This window comes from Kineosporiaceae bacterium SCSIO 59966 (assembly GCA_020881835.1).
Taxonomy (GTDB): domain Bacteria; phylum Actinomycetota; class Actinomycetes; order Actinomycetales; family SCSIO-59966; genus SCSIO-59966.
Genome location: CP052876.1, coordinates 92,931 through 119,517, shown reverse-complemented (window position 1 = coordinate 119,517; position 26,587 = coordinate 92,931). Strand labels below are relative to the sequence as shown.

The 26,587-nt window shown below is 73.4% G+C and carries 24 protein-coding genes and 3 tRNA genes; 15 read left to right on the top strand and 12 right to left on the bottom strand.

Going from position 1 to position 26,587, the window contains the following annotated elements:
* Positions 1-99: 99 nt before the first annotated feature.
* Positions 100-2,667: a cation-transporting P-type ATPase gene (locus tag HJG43_00575; GenBank protein UER53292.1), complete on the bottom strand. Its 2,568-nt coding sequence runs from the start codon at positions 2,665-2,667 to the stop codon at positions 100-102.
* Between the two features lie 120 nt (positions 2,668-2,787).
* A complete protein-coding gene (locus HJG43_00570; protein ID UER53291.1) occupies positions 2,788-3,708 on the bottom strand; it encodes an amidohydrolase in 921 nt (306 codons plus the stop codon).
* Between the two features lie 78 nt (positions 3,709-3,786).
* On the opposite strand from HJG43_00570, the gene HJG43_00565 reads away from it, so the two are divergent.
* Entirely contained in the window at positions 3,787-4,509 is a 723-nt protein-coding gene (locus tag HJG43_00565; GenBank protein UER53290.1) for a DsbA family oxidoreductase, read from the top strand.
* 145 nt (positions 4,510-4,654) lie between these two features.
* The gene (locus HJG43_00560) at positions 4,655-5,077 is read left to right on the top strand and encodes an organic hydroperoxide resistance protein (GenBank protein ID UER53289.1); all 423 of its coding nucleotides are present in this window, start codon (positions 4,655-4,657) and stop codon (positions 5,075-5,077) included.
* 136 nt (positions 5,078-5,213) lie between these two features.
* Here HJG43_00560 and HJG43_00555 read toward each other — a convergent pair.
* Positions 5,214-5,286, bottom strand: a tRNA-Arg gene (locus tag HJG43_00555).
* A gap of 130 nt (positions 5,287-5,416) precedes the next feature.
* Here HJG43_00555 and HJG43_00550 point away from each other — a divergent pair.
* Both HJG43_00550 and HJG43_00545 read left to right on the top strand, forming a co-directional pair.
* Entirely contained in the window at positions 5,417-7,054 is a 1,638-nt protein-coding gene (locus HJG43_00550; GenBank protein ID UER53288.1) for a hypothetical protein, read from the top strand.
* Between the two features lie 224 nt (positions 7,055-7,278).
* Positions 7,279-9,105 (top strand): phosphoenolpyruvate carboxykinase (GTP), encoded by a 1,827-nt coding sequence (locus HJG43_00545; protein UER53287.1) that lies wholly within the window; start codon positions 7,279-7,281, stop codon positions 9,103-9,105.
* Positions 9,106-9,258: 153 nt separating this feature from the next.
* Here the strand turns inward: HJG43_00545 and HJG43_00540 are convergent.
* Positions 9,259-9,349 (bottom strand) — tRNA-Ser (locus HJG43_00540).
* A 141-nt stretch (positions 9,350-9,490) separates the two neighbouring features.
* Between HJG43_00540 and HJG43_00535 the strand changes: the two genes are divergently transcribed.
* On the top strand, positions 9,491-11,137 hold the full coding sequence (locus HJG43_00535; GenBank protein UER53286.1) for a LytR family transcriptional regulator: 1,647 nt from the start codon (positions 9,491-9,493) through the stop codon (positions 11,135-11,137).
* 30 nt (positions 11,138-11,167) lie between these two features.
* Here HJG43_00535 and HJG43_00530 read toward each other — a convergent pair whose 3' ends face one another.
* The 5 genes from HJG43_00530 to HJG43_00510 form a co-directional block, all read right to left on the bottom strand.
* On the bottom strand, positions 11,168-12,472 hold the full coding sequence (locus HJG43_00530) for an MFS transporter (protein ID UER55583.1): 1,305 nt from the start codon (positions 12,470-12,472) through the stop codon (positions 11,168-11,170).
* Between the two features lie 38 nt (positions 12,473-12,510).
* The gene (locus tag HJG43_00525; protein UER53285.1) at positions 12,511-13,158 is read right to left on the bottom strand and encodes a GntR family transcriptional regulator; all 648 of its coding nucleotides are present in this window, start codon (positions 13,156-13,158) and stop codon (positions 12,511-12,513) included.
* Between the two features lie 50 nt (positions 13,159-13,208).
* Positions 13,209-14,087, bottom strand: coding sequence for a cytochrome c biogenesis protein CcdA (locus HJG43_00520; protein UER55582.1), 879 nt, complete (start codon positions 14,085-14,087; stop codon positions 13,209-13,211).
* Positions 14,088-14,092: 5 nt separating this feature from the next.
* Positions 14,093-14,878: a thioredoxin domain-containing protein gene (locus tag HJG43_00515; protein ID UER55581.1), complete on the bottom strand. Its 786-nt coding sequence runs from the start codon at positions 14,876-14,878 to the stop codon at positions 14,093-14,095.
* 116 nt (positions 14,879-14,994) lie between these two features.
* Positions 14,995-16,359 (bottom strand): MBL fold metallo-hydrolase, encoded by a 1,365-nt coding sequence (locus tag HJG43_00510; GenBank protein ID UER53284.1) that lies wholly within the window; start codon positions 16,357-16,359, stop codon positions 14,995-14,997.
* Positions 16,360-16,558: 199 nt separating this feature from the next.
* Here HJG43_00510 and HJG43_00505 point away from each other — a divergent pair, with 199 nt between their 5' ends.
* Positions 16,559-17,428, top strand: a complete 870-nt coding sequence (locus HJG43_00505) for a sulfite exporter TauE/SafE family protein (protein ID UER53283.1) — start codon at positions 16,559-16,561, stop codon at positions 17,426-17,428.
* Positions 17,425-18,201 (top strand): GntR family transcriptional regulator, encoded by a 777-nt coding sequence (locus tag HJG43_00500; protein UER53282.1) that lies wholly within the window; start codon positions 17,425-17,427, stop codon positions 18,199-18,201. Before HJG43_00505 ends, HJG43_00500 begins: the two co-directional genes overlap by 4 nt.
* Here the strand turns inward: HJG43_00500 and HJG43_00495 are convergent.
* Positions 18,168-18,686, bottom strand: coding sequence for a hypothetical protein (locus HJG43_00495; protein UER53281.1), 519 nt, complete (start codon positions 18,684-18,686; stop codon positions 18,168-18,170). The two genes, HJG43_00500 and HJG43_00495, sit on opposite strands and share 34 nt — an antisense overlap.
* Positions 18,687-18,767: 81 nt before the next feature.
* Here HJG43_00495 and HJG43_00490 point away from each other — a divergent pair, with 81 nt between their 5' ends.
* From HJG43_00490 to HJG43_00475, 4 genes are read left to right on the top strand one after another with little or no spacing between them, the layout of a single operon-like run.
* The gene (locus tag HJG43_00490; GenBank protein ID UER53280.1) at positions 18,768-18,905 is read left to right on the top strand and encodes a hypothetical protein; all 138 of its coding nucleotides are present in this window, start codon (positions 18,768-18,770) and stop codon (positions 18,903-18,905) included.
* Positions 18,883-20,436, top strand: coding sequence for a hypothetical protein (locus tag HJG43_00485; protein UER53279.1), 1,554 nt, complete (start codon positions 18,883-18,885; stop codon positions 20,434-20,436). Before HJG43_00490 ends, HJG43_00485 begins: the two co-directional genes overlap by 23 nt.
* Entirely contained in the window at positions 20,433-21,035 is a 603-nt protein-coding gene (locus tag HJG43_00480; GenBank protein ID UER53278.1) for a hypothetical protein, read from the top strand. The genes HJG43_00485 and HJG43_00480 overlap by 4 nt, the downstream gene beginning before the upstream one ends.
* A complete protein-coding gene (locus HJG43_00475; protein UER53277.1) occupies positions 21,032-21,601 on the top strand; it encodes a hypothetical protein in 570 nt (189 codons plus the stop codon). The genes HJG43_00480 and HJG43_00475 overlap by 4 nt, the downstream gene beginning before the upstream one ends.
* A 7-nt stretch (positions 21,602-21,608) precedes the next feature.
* Here the strand turns inward: HJG43_00475 and HJG43_00470 are convergent.
* Positions 21,609-21,701, bottom strand: a tRNA-Ser gene (locus tag HJG43_00470).
* Positions 21,702-21,842: 141 nt separating this feature from the next.
* On the opposite strand from HJG43_00470, the gene HJG43_00465 reads away from it, so the two are divergent.
* From HJG43_00465 to HJG43_00450, 4 genes are read left to right on the top strand one after another with little or no spacing between them, the layout of a single operon-like run.
* Entirely contained in the window at positions 21,843-22,424 is a 582-nt protein-coding gene (locus HJG43_00465; protein ID UER53276.1) for a hypothetical protein, read from the top strand.
* Positions 22,421-23,545 (top strand): peptidoglycan-binding protein, encoded by a 1,125-nt coding sequence (locus HJG43_00460; GenBank protein UER53275.1) that lies wholly within the window; start codon positions 22,421-22,423, stop codon positions 23,543-23,545. Before HJG43_00465 ends, HJG43_00460 begins: the two co-directional genes overlap by 4 nt.
* The gene (locus HJG43_00455) at positions 23,542-24,210 is read left to right on the top strand and encodes an ABC transporter ATP-binding protein (GenBank protein ID UER53274.1); all 669 of its coding nucleotides are present in this window, start codon (positions 23,542-23,544) and stop codon (positions 24,208-24,210) included. Before HJG43_00460 ends, HJG43_00455 begins: the two co-directional genes overlap by 4 nt.
* Positions 24,207-25,319, top strand: a complete 1,113-nt coding sequence (locus tag HJG43_00450) for a hypothetical protein (protein UER53273.1) — start codon at positions 24,207-24,209, stop codon at positions 25,317-25,319. The genes HJG43_00455 and HJG43_00450 overlap by 4 nt, the downstream gene beginning before the upstream one ends.
* A gap of 42 nt (positions 25,320-25,361) precedes the next feature.
* Here the strand turns inward: HJG43_00450 and lhgO are convergent, their stop codons facing one another.
* Positions 25,362-26,549 (bottom strand): L-2-hydroxyglutarate oxidase, encoded by a 1,188-nt coding sequence (lhgO, locus tag HJG43_00445; protein ID UER53272.1) that lies wholly within the window; start codon positions 26,547-26,549, stop codon positions 25,362-25,364.
* Positions 26,550-26,587: the final 38 nt, after the last annotated feature.

Here is a 26,587-nt window from a genome sequence, read left to right as displayed (position 1 = left end):
GGCCGTCGAAAAGGGTCTCGCCCCGGACCCATCGGCGCAGGCTGACCCACGCCCCAGGCGAGGCGGGGCTCGGCCAGCGGGTCGACGCGCCTGCCGGAATCAGCGTCGGTGATGGTGGCGTCGCTTGTCGATCGCGTCCGCGGCGAGGACAGCACCAACCGACAGGACGGCGATCACCCAGCCGGCGAGCGGTGGTACCGCGTGCCCGAGCTCGTTGGCAATGGGCTCCACGAACAGCACGAGCAGCGAGAACGCGAGCCCAAGGCAGATGGCGGGGGGCAGGAGCCGGTTGGTCGTCCACCCGAGGGCGCCGGGCCAGTGGATGAAGCTCCGGCAGGCGAACGCGTTGGCCGTCTGGGCGAGCACGACGGTCATGAACGCGGCCCCCGAGGCCGCAGCAGCGGTCGCGCCGCCGGGGAACGGCTCGCCGGGCCGCCATCCGGCGGCGGCGAAGGACACCACGAACGCCGTCATCGACATCGCCGCTTCGGTGGGGCCGAGGACACCGAAGGCGCGGCGGGCGACGGCCCGGTTGAGCAGCGGGCCCGACACCGGTGGCTGCTCGAGCACCCCTCTGGCGGGGGGTTCGGCGCCGAGCGCGACGGCTGAGAGGGTGTCGGTGCCGAGGTCGAGGGCGAGGATCTGCAGGACGCCGAGGGCGAGGGGGAAGTGCCCGCCCGACAGAGCCCAGACGAGGAAGGGGACGAGCTCAGCGACGTTGTCGGTGAGGTGATAGGTGAGAAACCGGCGCACGTTGACGAACGTCGTCCGCCCCTGCTCGATGCCGGCAACGATGGTGGCGAAGTGGTCGTCGAGGAGCACCAGGTCGGCGGCCTCGCGGGCCACGTCCGTGCCCGAGGCGCCCATCGCGATCCCGATGTCGGCTTCGTGCAAGGCGGGGCCGTCGTTGACCCCGTCGCCTGTCATGGCCACCACGTGGCCGCGGGCCCGCAAAGATCGAGCGATGCGAAGCTTGTCCTCGGGCGACACCCTGGCCACGACGAGGCCGTCCCGGTCGAGCAGTGCACCGAGCACCTGATCGTCGGCGGGCAGCTCATCGCCGGACAGAACCGGGTCGTCGGGCCGGCGCAGGCCCACTTGGGTGGCGATAGCGGCAGCAGTCGCCGGGTGGTCGCCAGTGATCATGGCCACCTTGATCCGGGCACGGCGGCAGGTCTCGATCGCCTCGGCGACATCGGGGCGGGGCGGGTCCTCCATCGCCACCAGGCCCATCAGCGAGAGACCGGCTTCGGCGTCTTCCGCCGAGCTCGGCGCCGACCCGGCCGTCGCCTTGCCGGCAACCGCGAGAACCCGCAGGCCCTTGTCGGTGAGCGCAGTCAGCGCCTGCGCCGCGCCCTCGACGTCCGAGCAGAGGGGTAGGACCGTGTCGGGCGCGCCCTTGACGAGCACCTCGTCGTCGATGACGATCGACATGCGCCGGCGGCGAGGGTCGAACGGGAACCGGACACTCGGCCGGTGGCTGGTCCGGTCGTCGTCCGTGTCGAGTCCCAGGCGACGGGCGAAGGCGTCGAGTGCTGCCTCCATCGGATCGCCGTGGGGGGCCCAACCGCCGTCGACCGGGTGCACGTACCCAGCCGAACAGCGCACCGCGGACAGGGCCAGCACCTCGAGACCGTGGCGGGCACCGGGGTTGGAGAGCACCACTGTCGCAGTGGGCTCGTAGCCCGGCGTGTCGATCACAGCCGTGCCCCCCGGCGTCCACGCCTCGACCACCGTCATCTGGTTGCGGGTGAGTGTGCCGGTCTTGTCCGTGCAGATGAACGTGGTCGAACCCAGCGTCTCCACTGCCTCCAGCTCCCGCACGAGCACCTCGCGCTTGGCCATCTGCTCGGCGCCCCACGCCAGCGACAACGTGACGGTCGGCAGCAGGGCCTCGGGGACCAGGGCCACGGTCACCCCGATGGCCAAGACGAGTCCGTCCGAAGCCGAGTCGCCCAGGACGAGCGCGAGCACGAAGAAGCCGCCACCGACGGCCACGGCGATTGACGCTATCGCCCGCACCACCCGGTGCAGCTCCCGGGCCAGAGGGCTCGGCGGACTCGGCGTCTGCACGGTGAGACGAGCGATGCCCGCCAGGCGCGTCGATACCCCGGTGGCGGTCACCACCGCGTCGGACTCGCCCTCCACCACGAAGCAGCCGGCGTACAGCGTCCCTTCGTCAACCGGTGACGGCTCGCTCTCGCCGGTGAGGGAGGAGGTGTCGACGAGCAGGTTGCGGGCCACCACCACGGTGGCATCAGCAGGCACTCGGTCCCCGGGCCCCAGGGCCAGCACGTCGCCGACCACGACCTCTCCCGCGTCAATCTCCTGCAGGCGGCCGTCCCGCCTGACCGTCACCCGACGAGGCAGCAGTTCCCGCAACCGCTCCGCGGCCCGGTCAGCCCGGCTCTCCTGGACGAACGCAAAGACCGCGTTCACCACGATGACCAGGAAGATCGCCACCCCGAGCTGCGGCAGACCAGCGGCGAACGCCAGCGCCCCAGCCGCCCACAGCATCACCGCGAAGAAGTGGACGAGCTGGCCGGCAAAGCGGCGCACCATGCTCGTCCGGCGGGGCGCAGGCATCCGGTTCGGGCCGTCACGAGCACGCCGAGCCGCCGCCTCAGTCGAGGAGAGGCCGGACTGGAGGTCGATGCCGTCGCCCATCCGCGCCATCGTGCGGTGTGGTCACGGGCGCAGACCAGAGGCCGAAGGCACGGATCCCTGTGGTCGACGACGAGCCGCCGACTGCCCTGCGCTGGGACAGTGAGCGTACGGCCGGTCCCACTACCTCACGGCTGACGCCCCTATCAGTCTGAACCCGTTGTGCCAGAGCACGTCTCGCAGCCAGTCGTCTCCCATCTCGAGGCGCTCGAGCGCCTCCAGCTGGTGTGCGTACGGGTAGGGGAGGTTCGGGAAGTCCGACCCGAGCACGACCCGGTCCTGCAGGTCGGCGAGCCGGGGCAGCAGCGCGCGCGGGAACGGCGCCGTCTCCTCGAAGAAGTCGGTGAACACCATCGTGGTGTCCAGGTGGACGCGCGGGTACCGCTCGGCGATCTCGATGAAGCCCTCGTACTCCGGCGCCCCCATGTGGGCGACGACGGCGGTCAGCGTCGGGTGCCGGCGCAGCACCCCGGCGAGTGGCTCCGGTCCGGTGAGTCCCGCGCGAGGCACTGGACCGCTGCCGGCATGGATGACGACCGGGACGCCGACCTCCGCGAGGACGCCCCACACGGCGTCCAGCACCTCGTCGCGCAGGTCGAACCCCCCGACCTGGACGTGCACCTTGAAGACGGCGGCCCCGCGGTCGAGCGCCGAGCGCACGTAGTCCAGCACGCCGGGCTCGGGGAAGAAGGTCGCGGACGGCGCGCACTCCGGCGTCCGATCGGCGAACTCCAGCGCCCACTCGGTGAGGTCGACCGCCATCCCGGGCCGGTGAGCGTACGGCAGCGCGGTGAAGTGCCGGACTCCCAGCGCGCGCAGGTGCGCCACCCGGTCTGCCTCGCTCCAGCGGTAGGTGATCGGCCACGCCCGGCCGATGAGCGGTCCCGTCTCGTCGAAGTGCGCCCACACGCGGCGCAGCATCCGCGGCGGCAGGAAGTGGGTGTGGACGTCGGCCAGCCCCGGGATGCCGAGACGCTGCCAGCGGGCAGTGACCTCGGCGTCCTCGGCTGGCGGGACGGCGGCCTCGACCTGAAGCTCGCTCACGTCGGGAGAGCCTAGCCGCGGGACCGAGGTCTACCACCGAGCCGGAATGGCCCGGTGCGGCCGGCGGTTGCGCAGGACATGAAGATCGATATCTGGTCCGACGTCGTCTGCCCGTTCTGCTACATCGGCAAGCGTCGCCTCGAACAGGCACTGGAGTCGTTCCCGCACCGGGACCAGGTCGAGATCGTGTGGCACAGCTTCCAGCTCGACCGGACCGCCCCCGCCACGAGCACCGAGACCACCACCGAGCACCTGTCGCGCAAGTACGGCACGGACCTGGAGCAGGCCCGCCAGATGAACGCGCGTATCGAGCGGATGGCCGCAGAGGTGGGTCTGGAGTACCACCTGGAGGAGGCCCGGCTGGGCAACACCTTCGACGCCCACCGGCTGATCCACCTGGCCGCCACGCAGGGGCTGGCCGGTGCGGCGCACGAGCGGTTCATGCGCGGGTACTTCACCGAGCGCGAGCAGATCGGTGACCACGACACCCTCGTCCGACTGGCCACCGACGTGGGCCTGGAGGAAGCCCGGGTGCGCGAGGTGCTCGCCGGGGACGAGTTCGCCGACGCGGTGCACCAGGACGTCGCCCGGGCCCAGGCGTACGGCGCCACGGGCGTCCCGTTCTTCGTCCTCGCCGAGGCGGTGGGCGTCTCCGGGGCCCAGCCCGTCGAGGTGTTCAGCCAGGCGCTGGAGCAGGCGTGGGCCAAGGCCAACCCCTTGCAGATGGTCGGCGCCGGAGCGACCACCGGCACCGGACGGCAGGACGGGGACGGCTGCCAGGACGGCTCCTGCTCGGTCTGACCCGCACACCCACTCACCACGTCTGCGCACTGGGGAGGGTTTGCGCCGCCGTGGGGCCACTACCGTCCCCCGGCCGCCTCGATGACTACCAAGGCATCCCACGGGAGCTCTCGCCGCACTCGTCGGGACGTGGCACGCTGCAGGGATGGAGATCCTCTACACCGTTGAGGCCCTCTCCACCGGCGCCGGTCGCAACGGTCACGTGCGCACCAGCGACGGGCAGGTGGAGTTCGATCTTGCCGTCCCCAAGGAGATGGGCGGACCCGGTGGCGGCGTCAACCCCGAGCAGCTGTTCGCCGCGGGCTACGCCGCCTGCTTCCACTCGGCGCTCCAGGGCGCTGCCAGGCAGGCGAAGACGTCGGTCGAGGGATCGACCGTCGGTGCCAGGGTGGCCATCGGGCCACGCGAAGAGGGAGGCTTCGGCCTGGCCGTCACGCTCGAGGTGACGATCCCCGACCTGCCTCACCAGGAGGCGGTGGCCCTCGCCGAGCAGGCGCACCAGATGTGCCCCTACTCCAACGCCACGCGCGGCAACATCGACGTCGACGTGCGGGTCGCCGAGGACTGAGACTCCGCCAACCGCCGCCTCACCATGAGAGGGTGGCTGGCCGCGCGCTGGCGGCGCCGTCCACAGCGAAACGAGCAAGGCCTCCGCCCGGCGTTTCCGCTGGTCAGAGGCCTTGTGTCGCTGTCTCAACGCGACGCGCGCCCGGAGGGACTCGAACCCCCAACCTTCTGATCCGTAGTCAGATGCTCTATCCGTTGAGCTACGGGCGCATGGAGCGCGCCGAGTCTAGCCCGACTCCCGCGCGCCCCTGAAATCCAGGCCGACACCTGCCCGCCCCTCGGCGAGTCGACGTCCTGCCGCCGAACGGACAAACGAAGACCACCGACCTACCCTGCCCCGGTGACCTCCCGCCGCCTGCCCGCCACCGTCGCCGCCGGTCTCGCCGCCGGCGCCGTGGCGCTGGCGGGGTGCACGGACGGCGGCGGCTCGGCCTCTCGAACCGCAGCCAACGACGGAACCGACACTCCGGCGACCTCGGGCCTGCACGTCGAGCCGGCGCGGTTCGACACGAGTGCGCCCGCCGAGCCGACGACGGTCCTCCCGGACCAGGACGCCGCCAGCGCGGCGCTCACCACGGTCCGTGACCTCTTCGAGACTGCTCCTGTCATGGCCGTCGCGGCGCCGTCGGACGCCGCAGTCGTCGAGGCGGCCGTGGATCGCGGCGCGCCGGTGCTGCACCCTGCCACCGACCCGGCCGAGCTGACCGCCGAGCTCCACCGCCTCGGCACCGAGAGCGTCCTCCTCGCCGAGCCGGGACCTCCGGAAGCCACGCCAACCTCCACGCCGGCCTCGGCTCCCACGTCCACCCAGAGCTCTGGCCGAACGACCGCCCCGAGCCCCACGTCGTCCGGAGCCTTGGACCACGAGACCGTCGCTGCCGCCGTCCATGCCGCCGGCGCCGAGGTCGTCACCGATCCGGCGGACCTGCCGGCCACGACGGCCGCCGAGCCGCTGGGCGACGTCGTCGTCCTCACCGACGGCGCGGACTGGTCGTCCACCGCCGTCGCCGCCGCCTCGGCGGCCGGGGCACGCGTGCTCGAGCTCCCGGACGGCGACCCGCGGACCGAGCCCGATGCCATCGCCCAGCTCGCCGAGCACCCGCCGTCGCACGTACTGGCGCTCGGCGACGCGTTCGGCGACGTCGACACCGTCGAGGCGCGGGTGGCCACCGCAGCGACCGGCGTCCAGCTGCCCGGTGGAGGCCAGGTCGTCTTCCCGCACCGGCGCGTCGTCGCGCTCTACGGGCACCCCGGCACGAGCGCACTCGGCGTGATGGGAGAGCAGCCGCTGGACGAGGCCGTGGACCGTGCCCACCGGACGGCGGCCGAGTACGCCGAGCTGTCCGACGTCCCGGTGGTCCCGGCCTTCGAGATCATCACCACCGTCGCCTCGAGCGAGCCCGGCCGCGACGGCGACTGGTCGAGTGAGTCCACAGTCGAGGAGCTCCGCCCGTGGGTGGACGCCGCTCGTGAGGCGGGCATGCTCGTCGTCCTCGACCTGCAGCCCGGGACCACCGACTTCCTCACCCAGGCCAAGCGGTACAAGGAGCTGCTCGTCGAGCCGCACGTCGGACTCGCCCTCGACCCCGAGTGGCGGCTCCAGCCGGGGCAGCGGCACCTGGCGCAGATCGGGTCGGTGAGCGTCGAGGAGGTCAACGGCGTCATCACCTGGCTTGCGGACCTGACCCGCGAGCACGCCCTGCCGCAGAAGGTCCTCGTGCTCCACCAGTTCCGGCTCTCGATGATCAGGGACCGTGAGCTGCTCGACACCTCACGAGACGAGCTCGCGGTCACGATTCACGCCGACGGCAACGGCACCCCCCAAGAGAAGTTCGCCACCTGGAACGCCCTGCGCACCGGGGCCCCGGACAACGTCCACTGGGCCTGGAAGAACTTCTACGACGAGGACCGCCCGACGTTCACGCCGGCGCAGACCATGGACGTCGAACCGGCCCCCGTCTTTGTCTCCTACCAGTAGCAAACCCGCAAGAACTCAACGCCTTTCGCAAGGAAGCGACAGCGGGTTGTCGCTTGTGAGCCAGTTCACGAGTGGGCCCCTCATTCGCGGTGTCGCTGTGCGAGACAGCGGGATACGGTGAAAAGCGACACCCGGGCGTCCCGCGGTCGACAGCCGACCGCGGGTGACCCCTACCCGGGTCCACGACCGGTCAACGACGACCACGGAAGGACTCAGGAGGAGACATGAGCACCGACACCTCTCCCGACATCATGGTCACCGGCCGGCCGACCACCCACCCCCGGCTCGCCGAGTGGGTCGCCGAGGTCGCCGCCCTCACGACCCCCGACGCCATCCACTGGGTCGACGGCACTGAGGAGGAGTGGACGCGGCTCACCGACCTCCTCGTCGAGACCGGAACGTTCACCCGCCTGACGAAGAAGCCCAACTCGTTCCTCGCCCAGTCCGACCCGACCGACGTCGCCCGGGTCGAGGACCGCACGTTCATCTGCTCCCGCGAGGAGAAGGACGCCGGTCCGACGAACAACTGGATGGACCCGGACGAGATGAAGGAGCGCATGACCGCGCTCTACCGGGGGTGCATGCGGGGCCGCACGATGTACGTCATCCCGTTCGTCATGGGCCACCTCGACGCACCCGAGCCGATGTTCGGTGTCGAGATCACCGACTCCGCCTACGTCGTCACGTCGATGCGGATCATGGCTCGAATGGGCGAGACCGTGCTGCGTCGGATGGAGGAGCTCGACGCCGACTTCGTGCCGGCCCTGCACTCCGTCGGCTACCCCCTCGAGCCCGGCCAGCAGGACGTACCGTGGCCGTGCAACGACACGAAGTACATCACCCAGTTCCCCGAGGAGCGGGCGATCTGGAGCTACGGCTCCGGGTACGGCGGCAACGCCCTGCTCGGCAAGAAATGCTACGCCCTACGCATCGCGTCGGTGATGGCCCGCGACGAGGGCTGGATGGCCGAGCACATGCTCATCCTCAAGCTCACTTCCCCCGAGCAGCAGACGTACTACGTCGCCGCCGCCTTCCCGTCCGCGTGCGGCAAGACGAACCTCGCGATGCTCAAACCCACCATCCCGGGGTGGAAGGTGGAGACGCTGGGCGACGACATCGCCTGGATGCGCTTCGGCGAGGACGGCCGGCTCTACGCGGTCAACCCCGAGTTCGGGTTCTTCGGCGTCGCCCCCGGCACCAACCAGAAGACGAACCCGTACGCGATCGAGACCATCAACCGCGGCAACAGCATCTTCACCAACGTCGCGCTGACCGACGACGGCGACATCTGGTGGGAGGGCATGGAGAACCCGCCCGCCCACGCCCGGTCCTGGAAGGGCGAGGACTGGACGCCGGACTCCGGCGAGCCGAGCTCGCACCCGAACAGCCGGTACTGCACCCCGATCAAGCAGTGCCCGATCCTCGCCCCCGAGTACGACGACCCCCGCGGCGTCCCGATCTCGGCGATCCTCTTCGGCGGACGACGCGCGACGACGGTCCCGCTCGTCACCGAGGCCCGGGACTGGGTGCACGGCGTCTTCATGGGGGCGACCCTGTCCTCGGAGACCACCGCCGCCGCGACCGGCCAGGTGGGCGTCGTCCGTCGTGACCCGATGGCGATGCTCCCCTTCATCGGCTACAACGGGGGCGACTACTTCCAGCACTGGATCTCGATGGGCAAGGACGCGGACGTCGCGAAGCTCCCCAGGATCTTCTACGTCAACTGGTTCCGGCGGAACGAGGACGGCGACTTCGTCTGGCCCGGCTTCGGCGAGAACTCGCGTGTGCTCAAGTGGATCATCGAGCGCATCGAGGGGCGTGCGGCGGCCACCGAGACGCCGATCGGCCACGTGCCGACGCCGGAGTCCCTCGACACCGACGGGCTCGACCTGACCGAGGAGGAGCTGCGGATCTGCCTGACCGTCGACCCCGAGGAGTGGCGCCAGGAGGTCCCGCAGATCCAGGAGTGGTTCGAGAAGTTCGGCGAGCACCTGCCGGCGATGCTGTGGACCGAGCTCGACGGCCTCAAGCACCGTCTCGGCATGGACTGACGTCCCACCCCACCCCCCGCACGACCCACCCGTGATCATGCAATCCCGCCACCCGCACGAGCTGGGCCGGGGTGGCGGGATTGCATGATCACGAAGGGGGACGCACGGGGCGGGCCCGGCTCTCAGGTGAGAGCCGGGCCCGTCGTGGTGCCGCGGAGGCGGCGGGATTTGAACCCGCGATGGGGTTGTAGCCCCAAACCCGCTTAGCAGGCGGGCGCCATAGACCGGACTAGGCGACGCCTCCAAGGTGCCGGGCCAGCCTAGCCGGACCGGCGGACGCGGACCAAAGGCGGCCGACTCCCCCAGGCGTGGTGGAATGGGGCCGGACATCCGCCGGTGCGCCGTGGCGTCGTGCACCCACCGGCCTGCTGGGAGGGGAGCGTCGTTGGTCAGCGAACCCGTCGCCTACCCCTCCCGGCGCACCATCCGGGCCCAGGCCGCGCGGGCCAACGCACGGCACGCCCGGCATTCTGGGCGCGGCGTCCGGATCACCGGTGGCCAGGCCCGGCACGCGACCGACGCCGGACAGGGGTTCACCTGGCTGACCGTGCTCACCGCCCTCGGCGCCCTGCTGCCCGGTGCGGGTCTCATCGCGGCCGGCCGGCGACGCAGCGGTGCAGTGGTCCTCGGGCTCTTCCTCCTGGCCGTCGGGGCTCTCGGCGCCGTCGTCGCCGCCGGCGGCGTCACCGAACTCGGGCTGCAGGTCGCCACCCGGCCCGACGCGCTGCTCGTGGCGGCCGTGGTCGCGGTCGCCGTCGCCGCCTCGTGGTCCCTCGTCGTCGTCGTCGGGCACCTGCTGCTGCGCCGCACCCGCCTCACCGTGCTTCAGCAGGTGGTGAGCGGCCTGCTCGTCACCGCCCTTGTGGGTCTGGTCGCCGCCCCGGGGGCCACGGCCGCTCGTTACGCGCTGACCCAGCGCTCACTCATCCTCACCGTCTTCGACGAGGACGAGGACGACGGACGCAAGGGCGGCCTGGCCTCCCCGGACGTGGGTGCGCAGGACCCATGGGCGGACGAGCCCCGGGTGAACGTCCTGCTGCTCGGCTCGGACGCCGGGCCCGGACGAGTCGGGACCCGCACCGACACGATGATCGTGGCCAGCATCGACACCGCCTCCGGCGAGACGGTGCTGTTCAGCGTGCCCCGCAACCTCGAGGGCCCGGTCTTCGCCGCGGGCAGCGTGGGGGCCGAGCTGTTCCCCGACGGCTTCCACCCGTCCGGTCCGGGCACGTGCGTGCAGAACGACTGCCACCTCAACGCGGTCTGGGGCTGGGCGAAGGACAACCCGCAGCACTTCCCCGGCGTCACCGACCCCGGACTGCGCGCGACCCGCGACGCGATCAGCGGCGTCCTGGGGATCCCGCTGGACTACTACGCGATCGTCAACCTCCAGGGCTTCGAGGACGTCATCGACGCGATCGGCGGCATCCGGATGACCGTCGACCGCCGGATCCCGATCGGGGGCGGGACCAACCTGCTCACCGGCGAGCGGTACCCGATCAGGGGGTACATCGAGCCCGGTCCGCAGGTCCTCGACGGGTACCACGCGCTGTGGTACGCGCGTTCCCGGGAAGGCTCGGACGACTACGACCGGATGACCCGCCAGCAGTGCCTCATCGCAGCGGTCGCCGAGCAGGCCGACCCGGTCCGACTCGCCCGGGCCTTCCCCCGGCTCGCGTCATCGGCGGAGCGCAACGTCTTCACCGACGTCCGCGGCTCCGAGCTCGAGGCCTTCGTCGAGCTGGCCCTGCGGGTGCAGGACGCCCACATCCGCAGCGTCTCCTTCGACCGGGACGTCATCAGGCCCGAGAACCCGGACTTCGAGGCCATGCACGAGATCGTGGCCGACGCGCTCGAGCCCCGGCCGGAGCCGACGACTAGCCCGACACCGGGTGAGATCACGACATCTCCTGGGACCCCCACGCCGTCCGGCCCGGACGACGACGGCTCGACCGCGGAGAACCCCACCCCGACGCCGACCGTCACCAGCGACCCGACCGAGCCGGTCGACGTCGAGGACGTCTGCGGCTGAGCGTGCCGAGCGTGCACGGCCCTCACCGCCTCAGGCGGCGAGCGCCCGGGTCCGCCGCCGGCGCCACGCCTGGTGCAGCGGCAGCACCACCGTGCCCTGCTCGGCGAGCCGGCGGCGTGCGCTCCGCCGGCTGCGCAGGATGCCGAGTACCCCGATTCCCCAGACGAGGTACTGGACGGCGAACGCTGCCTTGAAGGCACCGAGGGAGTAGGTCTGCCCGGACGGCGTCCCGAGGTCGAGCAGGACCCCGATGGCCAGGATCGTGAGCAGGGAGGCGACGAAGCCACCCACGTTGACGACTCCGGTGGCGCTGCCGAGCCGGGTGGGCGGGTTGAAGGTCCGGGCGAAGTCGAACGCGACCATCGACGCCGGACCGTTGACCGCCAGCACGACGACGAGCCCGACGAGCACCCACAGCGGCGCCGGCCCGGGCCACAGGAGGACGACGGTCCACGCCGCGACCGTCAGGCCGACGACTCCCAGGACGAGGTTCGAGCGGTACAGCGGGTGCCGGGCGGTGAGCCGGGCGAGGACGGGCCCGGCGAGCACGCCGACGGCCACCATGGCGGTGAGCAGGCCGGCCGCGGTCTGCGGCGCCAGCCCGTGCCCGGCGGTGAGGAACGGGTAGCCCCACAGCAGGACGAAGACCAGGCCGGCGTACTGGACGGTGAAGTGGGTCCACAGGCCCAGCCGGTTGCCCGGCTCACGGACGGCGGCGAGCAGCTCGCCGCGGACCTCGGCCGCCGAGCGCCGGCGACGCTGCGGCTCGCTGCCGGGTGGCTGGTCCCGCAGGGCGAGGACGACGAGCAGCAGGGACCCTGCGGCGAGGGCCGCGGCGCCGGCGAAGGCTGTCTCCCACCCGGGCCCGCGCAGCATCGCCACCAGCGGGACGGCGCTGGCGACCTGGCCGAGCTGGCCGAGGATGCCGGTGAGCTGGGTCATCAGCGGGGCGCGCCGGGCCGGGAACCACGCCGGGATGAGCCGCAGGACGCTGACGAAGACCATCGCGTCGCCGGTGCCGACGAGTACCCGCGCGGCGATCGCCTCCGGCACCGAGCCGGCCACCGCCAGCAGCCCCTGCCCGACGGCCATCAGCGCGGGGCCGGCGATGAGCAGCCGGCGCGAGCCGTACCGGTCGAGCAGCACGCCGACCGGGACCTGCATCAGCGCGTAGACGAGCAGCTGGACGACGACGAACGTGCTGACGACGCCGGCACCCGTGCCGAACCGCTCGGCGGCGTCCTGGGCGGCGACGCCGAGGGAGGTGCGCTGCAGCACGGCGACGACGTAGGCCAGGACGCCGACGCCCCAGACGACCCAGGCCTGGCGGGGCACCTGCGGTGCAAGCCGGGAGGGACGGCGAGCCGAGTCGGTCACGACGCGTTTCGGTCGGCCGCGGAGACGGTGGCCAGGTGGGCGGCGGTCCGTTGCGCGAAGAGGTCGGCGTCGCCGGCGACCAGCGCCTCGAGCAGCCCCTCGTGGTCGGCGAGCGCGGCGCGGGCCCGGGCGGGGTCGCCGGACATGGTCGCGGCACTGAGGCACAGCTGACGGTCCCGCAGGGAGACGTAGAGCCGGTGCAGGATCGAGTTGCCGGCGGACTCGACGACCGCCTCGTGGAAGGCCCGGTCCGCGGCCGCCGCGGCAGCTGCGTCACCCGCTGCCACGGCGGCGCGCATCTCGCCGACGAGGACGGTGAGCCGCTCACGCAGCGCCTCGCCGCCGGACCGGACGGCGCGGGGCGCCGCCCACTGCTCGACGAGGCAGCGGGCCTCGAGCATCTCCTCGGCCTCCCGCGGGGTCACCGGCACGACGAGCGCCCCCCGCTTGGGGTAGAGCCGCACGAGGCCCTCGGCCTCGAGCCGCAGCAGCGCCTCGCGGACGGGGGTGCGGCTGACGCCGACCTGCTCGGCGAGGTCTCCCTCGGTGAGCAGGTCCCCTGCGGGGAAGGTCTGGTCGAGGATGCCGGCGCGGACGTGCGTGTAGGCGCGCTCGGTCGCGCTGCCCGAACCTGTTGGACTCATGTTGTATCTATGATGCACCCAAGCGAACGGCAGACTCAACCCGGCCCGGCTCAGCGGCGGGTGTCGACCCGCTCAGGGACGTCGTCCGCCGGTTCCCGTCGGCGCAGCCGGCGGACCAGGACGACGGCTGCGGCCACCGCGACCACGACGAGGACGACGACGTCGATCCGGGCGTCGACGACCGAGCGGATCCAGGACTGGGCCGCGAACTCGAGCTCCACGGTGTCCCCGAGGCCGAACGCCCCGGTGATCCCCGCGGTGCCGTCGAAGGCCAGGAAGAGCACGCCGATGACGACGAAGAGGACGCCGGACAGCAGCTGGGTGGTGTGCAGGCGAACCCGGCCGACCCGGACCTCCCGGCCGCGCAGCCAACCGCGGCGGCCGAGCGAGAACCGGTCCCACACCAGGGCGAGCACGAACAGCGGTGCCGCCATGCCGAGCGCGTACACGGCCAGCAGCAGCCCGCCGGTAACGGGTGACCCGGAGGTCGCGGACACGGTGAGGACGGCGCCGAGGATGGGCCCGGAGCAGAACCCGGCGAGCCCGTACACCGCGCCGAGCGCGACGGTGGGCAGCACTCCGCGCCGTCCGGCAGACCAGGCGGTCACCCGGGCGCTGAGCCGCTCCACACCCGGCACGGTGAAGCCACGGCCGAGCACGAGCAGCACCCCCATCGCGATGATCGTCCAGCCGGCGACGTCGATGAGGGTGTCCCGGTGGCCGTAGAACAGCCGGGAGGCCAGGCTCGAGCCGACCCCGAGCGGCACGAGCGTGACGAGCAGGCCCAGGTACAACAGCCCCGTCCGGACGGCGAGCTCGGTGGGCCGGGCGAACGCGTAGGCGAAGAACGAGGGCAGCAGCAGGGCGCTGCACGGGCTGAGCAGCGAGAGCAGCCCGCCGGCGAAGGCGGCGACGAACCCGACGTCCACGCCGGTCACTCGCCGGCGTCGGCGGCCTCGGCGGCCGCGGCCTCGATCGCCTGCTGGAAGACCTCCAGCGGCTGGGCGCCGACGACCGGCTGCGTGCCGACGAGGAACGTCGGGGTGCCGGTGATGCCGAGCATCTGTCCCTCGGTGAAGTCGGCGTCGACGGCCTCGGCGTTGGCCGGGTCGTCCATGGCCGCGGCGAACGCCTCGCCGTCCAGACCGAGCTCCTCGGCGACCTCGACGAGCCGGTCGGCGTCGAGCTGCCCGGAGTTGGGGCTGGCCTCCAGGGCGAACACGGCGTCGTGGAACTCCCAGAACGCCTCCTGCTCGGCGGCCGCCCGTCCGGCCAGTGCCGCCGTCCGCGACTCCTCACCGAGGTAGGGGAAGTCGCGCCACTCGATCCGGAGCACGCCGTCCTCGACGTACTGCTCGACGAGCTCGGGCTTCGTCTCCCGGGCGAACCGGCCGCAGAACGGGCACTGGAAGTCCGACCACTCGATCATGACGACGGGGGCGTCGACGTCCCCGAGGGCGTACGGGTCACCCTCGTCGCGGTGGGCGAGGGCAGCGATGGCCTCGTCGACGGACTGCTCGTCGGTCCCGTCGTCCGGGGCGGCCTCCTGGTCGTCGGCCGCCCCGGCGTCGGCGTCTTCGGACGGCGAGGCCGCGGGTGCCGCCGTGTCGTCGGTATCGCCGGCGGAGCCACCGGTGCCGACCAGGGCCGCGACGACGAGGGCCCCGGCCGCGAGGAGGACGACGAGCGGAGCGAGCCAGCCGCGTCCGGAGGACCGCATGGCCCGCGCGGCCTCGCTGCCGGCGGGTGCGGGCGGGGTGGGGCTGTCCGACATCGGGAGAGGCTCCTGTGGTTGTCCGGTCAAATCGGTCTCGCCGCCGCAACGACAGCGCCGCCTCAGCAGTTCCCGGCGGCCACCGGGACGCCGGCGGAGCCGGCCTGGTCGTACTCCGCGTCGACCTGGACGACGTCGCGACCGAGCCGGCGCAGCAGGCTGGCCGCGACCCCGCTGCGGTAGCCGCTCGCGCAGTGCACCCACAGCCGGCCCTCGGGCAGCTCGCGGTAGCGGGTGAGCAGGTCGTGCAGCGGCAGGTTCACCGCGCCCTCGACGTGCGAGGTGGCGTACTCGTCCTCGCGCCGCACGTCCAGCACGGTCTCGCCGCCGGCCTTCAGGGCCTCGGCGACCTCCGCCCACCCGACCCGCGGGATGGTGTCGGTGGGCGCGCCGGGGGCGAGGTCGGCCGGCCGCTCACCGAGGGCGGCGTCCGGGCCGTCGATGCCGATCCGGGACAGGTCACGGACGGCCTTCTCGACGTCCTCGCGGCTCCCGACGAGCGTGACCCGGTCGCCGTACGGCAGCGTCCAGCCGAGGAACGTGGTGAAGCTCGACCCGTCCCCGTACTCGAAGCTCACCGACCCCTTCAGGTGCTCGCTGGCGAACGCCACCCGGTTGCGCAGGTCGACCACCCACTCGCCGGCCTCCAGCCGGCGGGCCAGCTCCGCGCCGTCCAGGGGCTCGGGGACGGACAGGTCGGGCGAGCCCGGACCGCGGCGGTTCTGCGGGCCCATGTGCGCGTAGTACGACGGGTAGGCCGTCAGTCCGGCGATGAGCTCTCGGACGAAGTGGTCCTCGTCGTCGTCGGTGAGCACGTGGTTGGTCCGGCGCTGCTCGGCGACGGTCGAGCACTGCGCGCCGGACGCCGGGCCGCTCGAGCAGAACGACCCGAACCCGTGGGTGGGGTACAGCTGCGCGGCGTCCCCGGCGACCTCGGCGAGGCGGCGCGCGGACCGGTACTGGTGGCGGGTCAGCGGCTCGGTGTCCGCCGGGGCGATGAGGTCCGTGCGGCCCACCGAGCCGTACAGCAACGACCCGCCGGAGAACACCGCCTCCTGGCCGCCGTGGCGGACGACGTAGGACACGTGGTGGTGGGTGTGCCCGGGGGTGGCGACGACGAGCACCTCGAGCTCGCCGACGTCGAAGACGTCGCCGTCCCGGACGCCGGTGCGCTTGTACTCGACCTCGTCGTCGGCGTCGACGAGGTACTCGGCGCCTACCGTCCGGGCCAGGGCCAGGCCACCGGTCAGGTAGTCGTTGTGCAGGTGCGTCTCGGCGACGTGGGTGATCCGGACGCCGGCATCGCGGGCGGCGGCCTCCATCCGGTCGTGGTCACGCTGGGGGTCAACGACGAGGGCGACGCTCCCGTCGTGGATGAGGTAGCTGCGGTCCCCCAGCGGAGGGGTCTCCAGGACGACGACGTCCATCTGTGTCCTCCCGGTTCCCCGGAGCCCCGGCTCCGGTGCTCGGTGTGGGTCAGCTGTCCGCGGCTCGGTCGCGGGGCGGCTCGCTCTCGCGATGAGCGGATGCCGAATGTACGGACATTCGGACTTTGACGTACAGTCTCCCACAGCACCCCCTCGTCCGCACTCTGACGACAGACTTTTCGCACGAGAGGCCCTGCCCGTGATCGCGCTGACCGTCGTCCTCGCCGTCCTCATCGGCCTGTCCCTCGGACTGCTCGGTGGCGGCGGGTCGATCCTTACCGTCCCGCTGCTCGTCTACGTCACCGGCCTGCCCGCCAAGGAGGCCATCGCGCTGTCGCTGCTCGTCGTCGGGGTGACCAGCGCCGCGGCTGCGGTGTCGCACGCCCGGGCCGGGAGGGTGCAGTGGCGCACCGGCATCCTGTTCGGGCTGGCCGGGATGGTCGGCGCCTACGCCGGCGGGCGGCTCGCGGAGCTGATCCCAGGACGCATCCTGCTGCTCGCCTTCGCGGTGATGATGGTCGCCACCGCCATCGCCATGCTCCGCGGCCGCAAGAACGTCGACGCGGACGCCGCCTCCCACCGCCTCCCGCTCGGGCGGATCCTGCTCGACGGCACGGTGGTCGGGCTCGTCACCGGCCTGGTCGGGGCCGGTGGCGGCTTCCTCGTCGTGCCGGCCCTGGCCCTGCTCGGCGGGCTGCCGATGCCGGTGGCCGTGGGGACCTCGCTGGTCGTCATCGCGATGAAGTCCGCGGCCGGGTTCGCCGGCTACCTGGCCAGCGTGCAGATCGACTGGACGCTGGCGGCCATGGTCACCGCAGCGGCCGTCGTCGGCAGCGTCCTCGGCGGCCGGCTGGTGAGCCGGGTCCACCCGGAGCACCTGCGCAAAGGCTTCGGCTGGTTCGTGCTCGTCATGGCCACGGTCATCCTCGGCCAGGAGCTGGGCTGGCTGGTCGGTGGCGTCGCCGCGGCTCTCGTCGCCGGTGCCGCGGTGGTGGTCGTGCTGCGCGGCCGTCGTCGCCGCCCGGCGCCCGCAGCGGCACCGGCCGAGCCGGTGGCCTCCGAGCGGTGAGCCGCTCGCGGCTCGACCGCACCTCACCGCTGCCGCTGTGGGCGCAGCTGCACCGCGACCTGCTGCGCCGGGCCGGCGCGGGAGAGTTCGACGACGCCTTCCCCGGCGAGCACGAGCTGACGGCCGCCTACGACGTGTCGCGGCACACCGTCCGGGAGGCGTTGCGCCGGCTGCGCGACGACGGCGTCATCGACTCCGCCCGGGGCCGCGGCACGAGCGTGCGGCGCACGGTGGTCGAGCAGCCGCTCGGCGCCCTCTACTCGCTGGTCCGGGCGGTCGAGGAGGCCGGGCTCGAGCAGCGCAGCGACACCCTGCACCAGGGGCTGGTCCGCTCCGCCGAGGTCGCCGGCCTGCTGGGGCTGCCCGCCGACGCGGAGCTGTTCCACCTCGAGCGGCTGCGCTACGCCGACGGCGTCCCGCTGGCCCACGACGCGGTCTGGCTGCCCGGGGACGTCGCCGGCCCGCTGCTCGACGCCGACTTCACCCGGGCCGCCCTGTACGACGAGCTCGCGACGCGCTGCGGCGTCCGGGTCACCGGTGGCGCCGAGCGGATCGGGTCGGTCTGCCCCTCCGACGCCCAGCGGGAGCTGCTCGCCGTCCCCGCCGACGTGCCGGTGTTCGTCGTCGAGCGCAGGACCGTCGAGCGGGCCACCGGCGCCGGCGAGCGCCCGGTCGAGCTGCGCCGGACGGCGATCCGGGCCGACCGGTGGTCGGTGACTGCCGCGTGGACCTCGGCCGGCTACACCCTCGGCGCGGTCGCCGCCGGCACCTGACAGCTGGTCGCGGACTGCAGCCGGCGGCGCAGGGCCCAGCCGAGCAGGCCGATCGCGAGCACCGAGAGCACCGGCTGGATCGGCTCGAACCACTGCATCGCCCCGGTCGTGCCGAGAGCGAGCAGGACGATCTTGTTGCACACCGGGCAGCCGACGGCGAAGAAGGTCAGCAGGCCCCCGGCGCCGCCGGCCCGGCTCGCGGCGACGTCCTCGACGTCCGCGTCCCCGTCGGTGGGCTCACGCACGTAGGTCGCCAGCAGCAGGCCCGACAGCACCGCCGCCACGATCAGCACCGGCCAGGACCACCACGTCGGCGGGACCTCCCGGCCGAAGACCGGCGTGTCGATGAGGTCGGTCGGGACGGCGACGACGAGCACGGTCGCCACCGCGCCGACGGCGGCGGCCACCCACCGACGGGTGCTCCAGGTGCGCACGAGAACTCCTCCACGAGTTGTCCGGACACGGAGCGTACGCTCGGTCTCCATCTCTCCGCCAGAGCCGCGACCGGTGACGCCGTGTCCCATCGCGGGTACTCTCCGGCACAGAGACGATCCCCGGGGGCACCGATGGAGAGCGTTACGGGTGGGTTCGCCGTCGCCATGGCCGAGCTGGCCTCACTCGCCTTGGGATGGCAGGAGACCGCGATCGTCATCCCGGACTGCGCGGACGACGTCCGGTGCGGTGGCGCTGCGCTCAGCGGCTAGCGCGGCTGACGCCTACGCCGACGCCCTGGAGTCGCTGCGGCGGCGCGGTGAGGAGCTGGCCGACCGGCACGTCACGCTGCGCTTCGCGGTCACGTCGTTCGCCGACGAGGCCCGGTGCACCCTCGCGGGAGAGGTCACGGCGGACGTCGTCGCGCTCCTGCAGGACGAGGCACGACGGCTGCGCGGCGAGGTCGAGGTGCTCGCCACCGACAGCGCGCTGCTGCGGGCGGACACCCTCGCGGCCGAAGACGCGTTCACCGCTGTGTTGCGCCGCTACGCCGGCGCCGAGGCGACGGCCCGCGCGCTGGCTACCACGGGCGGTCAGGACCCGGCCCTGCACATCGCCCTCGCGCGGGCGGGGACAGGCGCCGACGGCCTGGCTCAGCTGGCCCCTAACGCGGCCGCCAGCTGGTGGGCCTCGCTCACCGCCGCCGAGCGGGATGCCGCCCTCACCACCCTGCCTGAGGTGGTCGGCGCCCTCGACGGCGTCCCGGCCGGAGCCCGCGACGAGGCCAACCGGCTGCTGCTGGACCGGGACATCACGCTGCTGCAGGCCCGCGGTGAGACCGGGTGGCTGACCGGCCCCCAGCAGGACGCACTGGCGAACGCGCTGGCGGTCCGCGACGAGATCGCGGCGATCGAGGAAACCGAGGACCCGGTGACGCTCGAGCCGCTCACCGCCCGGTTGTACGGCTACGGCCCGCACGCCTTCGGAGGCGACGGTCGCGTACTGCTGTCGGTCGGCGACCTGGCCGAGGCGGATACTGTGGCCTTCACCGTTCCTGGGCTGACGACCACCGTGCACGGCAGTCTGGCCGGCAACGTGGACAACGCCGTCAACCTCTACCGGGAGGCCCGGTTCGCCGACCCTCGCACGGCGACGGCCGGCCTGGTCTGGATCGGCTACGACGCGCCGTCCGACTGGAACAGCGTCACGGTCGCCGGGGAGAGCCGGGCGCGCGACGGCGGCGCCCTGCTAGCCCGCGACGTCACCGGGTACCTCGCCAGCCGCGGTGAGGACCGGCCTCACCTCACCGTCATCGGCCACAGCTACGGCAGCACCACGGCCGCGCGCGGCGCCACCGACGTCGGCTACGACGCGGACGACATCGTCCTCATCGGATCGCCGGGCGCGGGGGCGAACGCCGACCACGCCGAGGACCTCGGGGTCGGCGCCGACCGGGTCTGGGTGGGCAGCGCCAGCACCGATTACGTCACTTACCTCGGCGGCAACGGGTGGGCGAACCTCGGCAGCCTCGGGGGGCTCGGTCTCGGCGACGACCCAGCCGAGGACGACTTCGGTGCCCGCCGGATTCAGGCCGGGCTCACCGACCGCAGCCAGGCTCCGACGGTGCACGACCACACCCAGTACTTCCGCCCCGGGTCGGAGTCGCTGCACAACCTCGCCAGCATCGTCACCGGCCGCGACGACGACGTCGTCCCCGCCGAGCACCGCACGGACCCGTGGTGGCGCACCTCCGACGAGCCGGAGGAGGATCGGACCCCCACCGAACGGAGCCACGCCCCGTGACCGCCGACCCCTTCTTCGACGAGTTCCGACGACTCCGGCCGGACGTGCCGGTCGTCCTGCTGCCCGCGGACGCGGCCAGAGCCGGGGACGCCGACGTACCGCCGGTCAGAGCCGACGCCGCCGCCGAGCGTGCGGCGGCCGCGCGGGAGGAGGCGCTCGCCGTGCTCGAGGAGCTCTGGCCGGTCGTCGGAGACGGACGGCCCGTCCCGGGCGAGGTCCGCCACTCCTGGGACGGCGAGGGCCCCGGCCGGGTGCGGGCCCGGGTCCGCGCCCGCTCGGGACCCGAAGCCAGCCACGCCGACATCGTGGCGTCAGGCCCAGACGAGGCAGCGGGCGCCGTCGCCCGCGTCGCCGTCCGGCTGCAGGCCCGCGGGTGGGAAGTCGCCACCCGATCGGTCGGCGGGAGCGGGACCCGGCTGACCGGCGTCCGCGGCGGCGAGGGACGCCCCGCAACGGTCGAGGTCGTCGGGTGGGGACCCGCGCAGCCCTGGGACGTCACGGTCGCGTCGGCGCCCGTCGAGGTCGGGGCGGCGGTCACGGCCCTGCGCCGGACGTCGGTCGTGCTGGGGTGGGGCGCACGGCCGGGGGACCCGAGGTGAGAAGGTTCCGCGGGCCCGCCCTGCTGGCGAGTGCCGTGCTGCTCGGTGCATGCGCCGGACCGGGCGAGCCTGCCGCAGAGCCGGAGGGACAGGAGCAGTCCGTGGGTGCCGAGGACACGGTCGACCTCGATCAGGTACGGGCGACCGGGGACGTCGTCCGGGACCGCACCCGGGACGTGGTGGCGGCGGCCGCCGGTCGCGGGTTCACCCCCGCCGGAGCGTCGGGCTCGTGGACGACGTGCACGGACGACGCGTCTGCCTGGCAGTACGCCGCACAGGCCCGACTCGACGCGCCGTCCGGGTCGTCGTCCGGAGAGCTGCTCGACGACGTTGCCGCCGCAGTGGCCGAGGAAACCGGCTGGACGCCCGGCGACATCGAGGACCTGACCGGCCGCCGGCGGGTGGGTGGCCCGCTCGCCGACGTCGACGTCAGCCTCAGCGCCTACCCGGACCTGCCGCTGCTGCTCGTCTCGGTGCTCGGCCCGTGCCTGCCGGTCGCAGAGGCGGACCGGGACGGCCTTCCCGCCGGGTCGCAGGACATCGACGTCGGCGGGGCCGGTGGCTGACGACACGCGGAGGGCAAGGGATTCGAACCCTTGAGGACGGGTTGGGTACCGCCCTAGCGGTTTTCAAGACCGCCTCCATCGGCCACTCGGACAGCCCTCCCGGAGTGGGGCCAGTGTGCCGTATCCGCTGGCCGAGCACGCCTGCACGCCGGCACGGGCACTGGGCGGCTACTGGCGCGCCGACGTCACCGACTGGTACACCAGCGTCTCGACGGGCTGCTACGCAGGGGGCTGACACCACATGCGGCTTTGGCACACACCGCGCACCACGTCCGCCCTGGTGCTGGCGGCCGGCGTGAGCCTGGTGGCTGGCTGTGCTGCCGACCCCGACGAGCCGGACGGCCCGGACCGCAGCGCGCCGCCCACGTCGCAGGCCACCGCGACGACGTACGAGCAGTACGACGGCTTGTTCGCCGAGTGGCAGGACGCGTTCATCGAGTGCGCCCGGTCCGAGGGCCTGCCGGCGTCGGCACCGGTCGACGGCCGAGGGATCGACAACGGCTCCAGCCCGGACCGTCCGGTGGCCGAGGGCGTCGGACTCGACCGTGAGTGCATCGAACGGGTCGGCCTCCCACCACGGGCGCCGTCGCTGACACCGGACACGCTCAGCGGTCTGTACGACCTGAGCCTGGAGCAGGCCGAGTGCCTGCGCCGCGCCGGCTACCCGGTGACGCCCGCGCCTTCCCGCGAGGTGTGGATCGAGACCTACACCTCCGACGAACCGGCCTGGCTGCCGATGCAGGCCGTGTACGACTCCGGCGGTGACGCCGCCGCAGCGGTGGCGGCGTGCCCGGACCCGGACCCCCGGGACGTCGCCCCGTGACGGCGCCGGACCCGGACGACGCGGCGACGGCGACCCTGCACACCTCGGTCTCCCGGCCCCTGCGGCTGCGGACGGCGGCGCTGGTCTGGGCCGTGTCGGGGGCGCTGCTGTTCGGCGCGGGCTGGTGGGCGGCCGGTGTCACCACCGATCCGCCGTCGGTGCCCGAGGAGGACCTGCCGACCATCGACGTCGAGGTCGAGCTGGGCACCGTGGAGCAGGCCGTCACGTACGCGGCCTCGGCGTCCTGGCCCTTTCGACCGGCCGGAGTCAACGGCCACACCGGCACCCTGACCTCGGTGGACGTCTCCCCCGGCAGCACCGTGGACGCCGGGACGGTGCTGTACACGGTGGACCTGCGACCGGCGGTGGCCGCAGCAGGAGCGGTCCCGGCCTTCCGGGACATCGGCATCGGAGCGACCGGCGCCGACGTGGAGCAGCTCGAGGGCTTCCTGCGCGACCAGGGACTGTTCACCGGCACCCCCAACGCCGCCTTCACCGAGACGACGGACCAGGCCGTCCGGCGCTGGCAACGACAGGTCGGCACCACCCCGGACGGCGTCGTCCGGCGCGGCGACCTGGTGTTTCTCCCCGAGCTGCCGACCGCCGTGTTCGTCGACCCGGACCTGGAGGTCGGCGCCGCTGTCGAGACCGGCCGGTCGGCGGTGCTGGCCGTGACCGGGCCTCCGGAGTTCACCGTCACCCTGGTGCGGGACCAGGCCGACCTGGTCCCGCTGTCCGCTCCGGTGCGGGTCAGCTACGGCCCGGAGGAGGAGCAGGTCTGGGACGGCGTGGTGGCCTCCACGACCGCCGTCCCACCGGGGGAGGTCTCCTTGACGCTCACGGCACCCGACGGCACGGCGCTGTGCGGCGAGACCTGCGCCGACGTCGTGCCCGTCGCGGAGGAGTCGATGTACACGGCGGACCTGTACGTCGTCCCGCCCACCGAGGGACCCACCGTCCCGACCGCGGCGATCACCACCGGGCCCGACGGCGGCACCGGCGTCCGGCTCACCGACGGCACCCGGGTGCCGGTCGACGTCCTGGCCTCTGCAGACGGCCGCAGCGTCGTGTCGGGGGTCGACGTCGGGGACCGGGTCCGGCTGCTGCAGGACCGGCCGTGACGGCCCCCACGGCACCCCCGGCCCGGCTCGCCGTCCACGAGCTGTCGTTCGGCTACCGGCAGTCGGCTGCCCCGGTGCTGGCCGGGATCTCGAAGGAGTTCCGCGCCGGAGCGCTGACGGCCGTCACCGGCCCCTCCGGGTCCGGCAAGTCCACCCTGCTCTACGTCATCGGTCTGATGCTCACCCCCACCGCCGGGACGGTGCGCTGGGACGGGGTGCCCGTGACGCGGTGGCGGGACGCCGAGCGGTCCGCGCTGCGGGCCAGCCAGATCGGGTTCGTCTTCCAGGACGCCGTCCTGGACCCCTCCCGCACGGCCCTCGCCAACGTCACCGAGGCAGGCACCATCGCCGGGATGCCGGAGCGTGAGGCGGCCACGCGAGGCATCCGGCTGATGGAGCGCTTCGGGGTCGCGGACCGGGCCCGGCACCGACCGGGGGAGGTCTCCGGTGGCCAGGCGCAGCGGATCGCGCTGTGCCGGGCACTGGTCAAGAACCCCGCCGTGATCCTCGCCGACGAACCCACCGGCAACCTGGACGCCGACTCCGCCGACGTCGTCTGGGACGCCCTGCACGCTGCCGCCCGCGACGGCGCCACCGTCGTGGTGGCCACCCACGACCGGGCCCGGGCGGCCGGCGCCGACGACCAGGTGCTGATCGAGGGATGAGGCCCTCCGCCCTCGGCGCAGCGGTCACGGCGGCGCGGGACGCCGTGCTCGCCGTCCGGGGACAGCGCGTCGCGAGTGCCGTGTCCGCGCTCGTCGTCGCCGGTGTCACCGCGGCCATCCTGGCCACGACGGGGCAGACCGTCGCCTCCGAACGCCGGGTGCTGTCCGAGATCGACTCCCCGGCGGGACGACTGATCACCCTCACGGACGACCAGGACCGGGCCCGGGTCAGCGCCGTGAGCGTGCCTGCCGTCGCGGCTCTCGACGGCGTCGAGTGGGTCATCGGGCTCGGGCAGGCGTTCGACGTCACCAACCCCGCCGTCCCGAGCGGGGCCGCCGTGCCGGCCCGCCGGGTCTACGGCTCCTGGCCGCCCGGCCTGCAGACCGCGGCCTACCGCGCCCCCCGCGCCGGCGACGCGCTCGTCGACGCCGGCGCGATGACGCGACTGGGCCTGCTCGAACCGGTCGGCGGCGTCGCCTCCCCCACCTCGCACGCCCCGGTCGTCGGCACGTTCACCGCCACCGGCCCGCTCGCCGGCCTCGGCGACAGCGTCCTCGTCCACGACGAGCCCGCGCGCGGGGAGACCGTCCGCACGATCATGATCAGCGTCGCCACCGTCCGGGACGTCGAGGACCTCGCCCGCGCCGCGACCGCGGTGCTCGTCGCGCAGGACCCGAACCAGCTCACCGTCACCACACAGGGCAGCCTCGCCCGGCTGCAGGACGTCATCGGGTCGCAGCTGGCGCAGACCAGCCGGCGGCTGGTGTGGGTGGTGCTCGCCGCCGGGATGGTGCTCATCACCGTCACCCAGTTCGGCGCCGTCGCCCAGCGGGCCCGCGACCACGGCCGGCGGCGGGCTCTCGGTGCGACCCGGACCGGGATCCTCGTGCATGTGCTGCTCCAGGTGGGCCTCTGCTCGGTGACCGGCGCGCTGCTCGGGGTCCTCGTCGGACTGCTTCTCGACTGGCGCCTCGCCGGTGCCCTGCCGGGCGTCGCGTTCACGGTCGCGGTGGCCACGCTGGCGGTGATCGCAGCGCTGGTCGCGGCCGTGCCGCCTGCGCTGCGGGCGGCCTACCGCGACCCGGTGCGGATCCTGCGGGTGCCCTGACCTGCCCGCCCAGGAGCCGGGTTCTGGGCGGCCTGCTCGCGGTCAGTCCGCCAGCAGGCGCTGGACGACGAGGTCGGCGATGGGCAGCGCCGACGTCGCGGCCGGCGACGGAGCATTGCAGACGTGCAGGGACCGGCCGGTGCGCCGGAGCAGGAAGTCGTCGACCAGGGTGCCGTCGTGCCGCACCGCCTGGGCCCGGATGCCCGCCTCGTGCGGCAGCAGGTCCTCCACGGTGAGGTCGGGCCAGTAGCGGCGCACGGCGGCCAGGTAGCCGCGGCGGGACAGCGAGTTGCGTGCCTCCGCCAGCCCGGAGCGCCAGTGCCGCCGGGCCAGCCGCCAGGTGCCCGGGTAGCCGAGGGCGTCGACGGCGTCCCGCCACACCACCTGCCCCTTGCGGTACCCCTCGCGGGCCAGGCCCGGGACGGCGTTAGGTCCCACCGTCACCGAGCCGTCCACGCCGGGGGTGACGTGGACGCCGAGGAAGGGTAGCCGCGGGTCCGGCACCGGGTAGACCAGGTGACGGATCTGCTCGGCCCGCTGCGGGGCGACCCGGTAGTACTCCCCGCGGAACGGTACGACCCGGAAGTCCGGCTCCACCCCGGCCAGCCGCAGCAGCCGGTCCGCCTGCAGGCCGGCGCAGACGACGAGCCGGCGGGCGCGGTGCACCTGCCCGCCGGCGACCACGGTGACGGCGTCCCGGGTCTCGTGGACCGACGTCACCGCGGCACCCGTCAGCACCCGCCCGCCGGCGTCGGCGACGAGCCTGGCCAGCGTCCGGGTCACCGCCCGGTAGTCGGTGACCCCGGTCTCGGGGACGAGCATCGCGGCCCGCCCGGCGATGGCCGGCTCACGCCTGCGCAGCTCGCCAGCGCCCAGCCACTCGGTGGTCAGGCCGTTCGTCGTCGCCCGCTCGCGCAGCGCCCGCAGCCGGTGCACCTCGTCGTCGGAGGTGGCGACGACGAGCTTGCCCGGGGTGGCGAGCGGGATGCCGTGGTCGCGGCAGAAGTCCTTCGTCGCCCGCAGCCCCGCGCGGCACAGGCGGGCCTTGAGGCTGCCGGGCTGGTAGTAGACGCCGGAGTGGATGACCCCGCTGTTGTGCCCGCTCTGGTGCCGGCCGACCTCGGTCTCCTTCTCCAGGACGACGACGGAGTCGGCGGGGCGGGCCTGCAGCAGCCGCCACGCGGTCGCCAGCCCGACGATGCCGCCGCCGACGACGATCACGTCCTCCATGGCGAGACGTTAACGCGCCGGGAGATCACCCCGGACGT

Excerpts from the sequence above, each read along its gene's own strand:
- HJG43_00545 (UER53287.1), top strand. The coding sequence starts at position 7,279 with ATGAGCACCGACACCTCTCCCGACATCATGGTCACCGGCCGGCCGACC.
- HJG43_00495 (UER53281.1), bottom strand. The coding sequence starts at position 18,686 with ATGGAGACCGAGCGTACGCTCCGTGTCCGGACAACTCGTGGAGGAGTT.
- HJG43_00575 (UER53292.1), bottom strand. The coding sequence starts at position 2,667 with ATGGGCGACGGCATCGACCTCCAGTCCGGCCTCTCCTCGACTGAGGCG.
- HJG43_00465 (UER53276.1), top strand. The coding sequence starts at position 21,843 with ATGCGGCTTTGGCACACACCGCGCACCACGTCCGCCCTGGTGCTGGCG.
- HJG43_00515 (UER55581.1), bottom strand. The coding sequence starts at position 14,878 with ATGCGGTCCTCCGGACGCGGCTGGCTCGCTCCGCTCGTCGTCCTCCTC.
- HJG43_00510 (UER53284.1), bottom strand. The coding sequence starts at position 16,359 with ATGGACGTCGTCGTCCTGGAGACCCCTCCGCTGGGGGACCGCAGCTAC.
- lhgO (UER53272.1), bottom strand. The coding sequence starts at position 26,549 with ATGGAGGACGTGATCGTCGTCGGCGGCGGCATCGTCGGGCTGGCGACC.
- HJG43_00560 (UER53289.1), top strand. The coding sequence starts at position 4,655 with ATGGAGATCCTCTACACCGTTGAGGCCCTCTCCACCGGCGCCGGTCGC.
- HJG43_00525 (UER53285.1), bottom strand. The coding sequence starts at position 13,158 with ATGAGTCCAACAGGTTCGGGCAGCGCGACCGAGCGCGCCTACACGCAC.
- HJG43_00565 (UER53290.1), top strand. The coding sequence starts at position 3,787 with ATGAAGATCGATATCTGGTCCGACGTCGTCTGCCCGTTCTGCTACATC.
- HJG43_00490 (UER53280.1), top strand. The coding sequence starts at position 18,768 with ATGGAGAGCGTTACGGGTGGGTTCGCCGTCGCCATGGCCGAGCTGGCC.
- HJG43_00450 (UER53273.1), top strand. The coding sequence starts at position 24,207 with ATGAGGCCCTCCGCCCTCGGCGCAGCGGTCACGGCGGCGCGGGACGCC.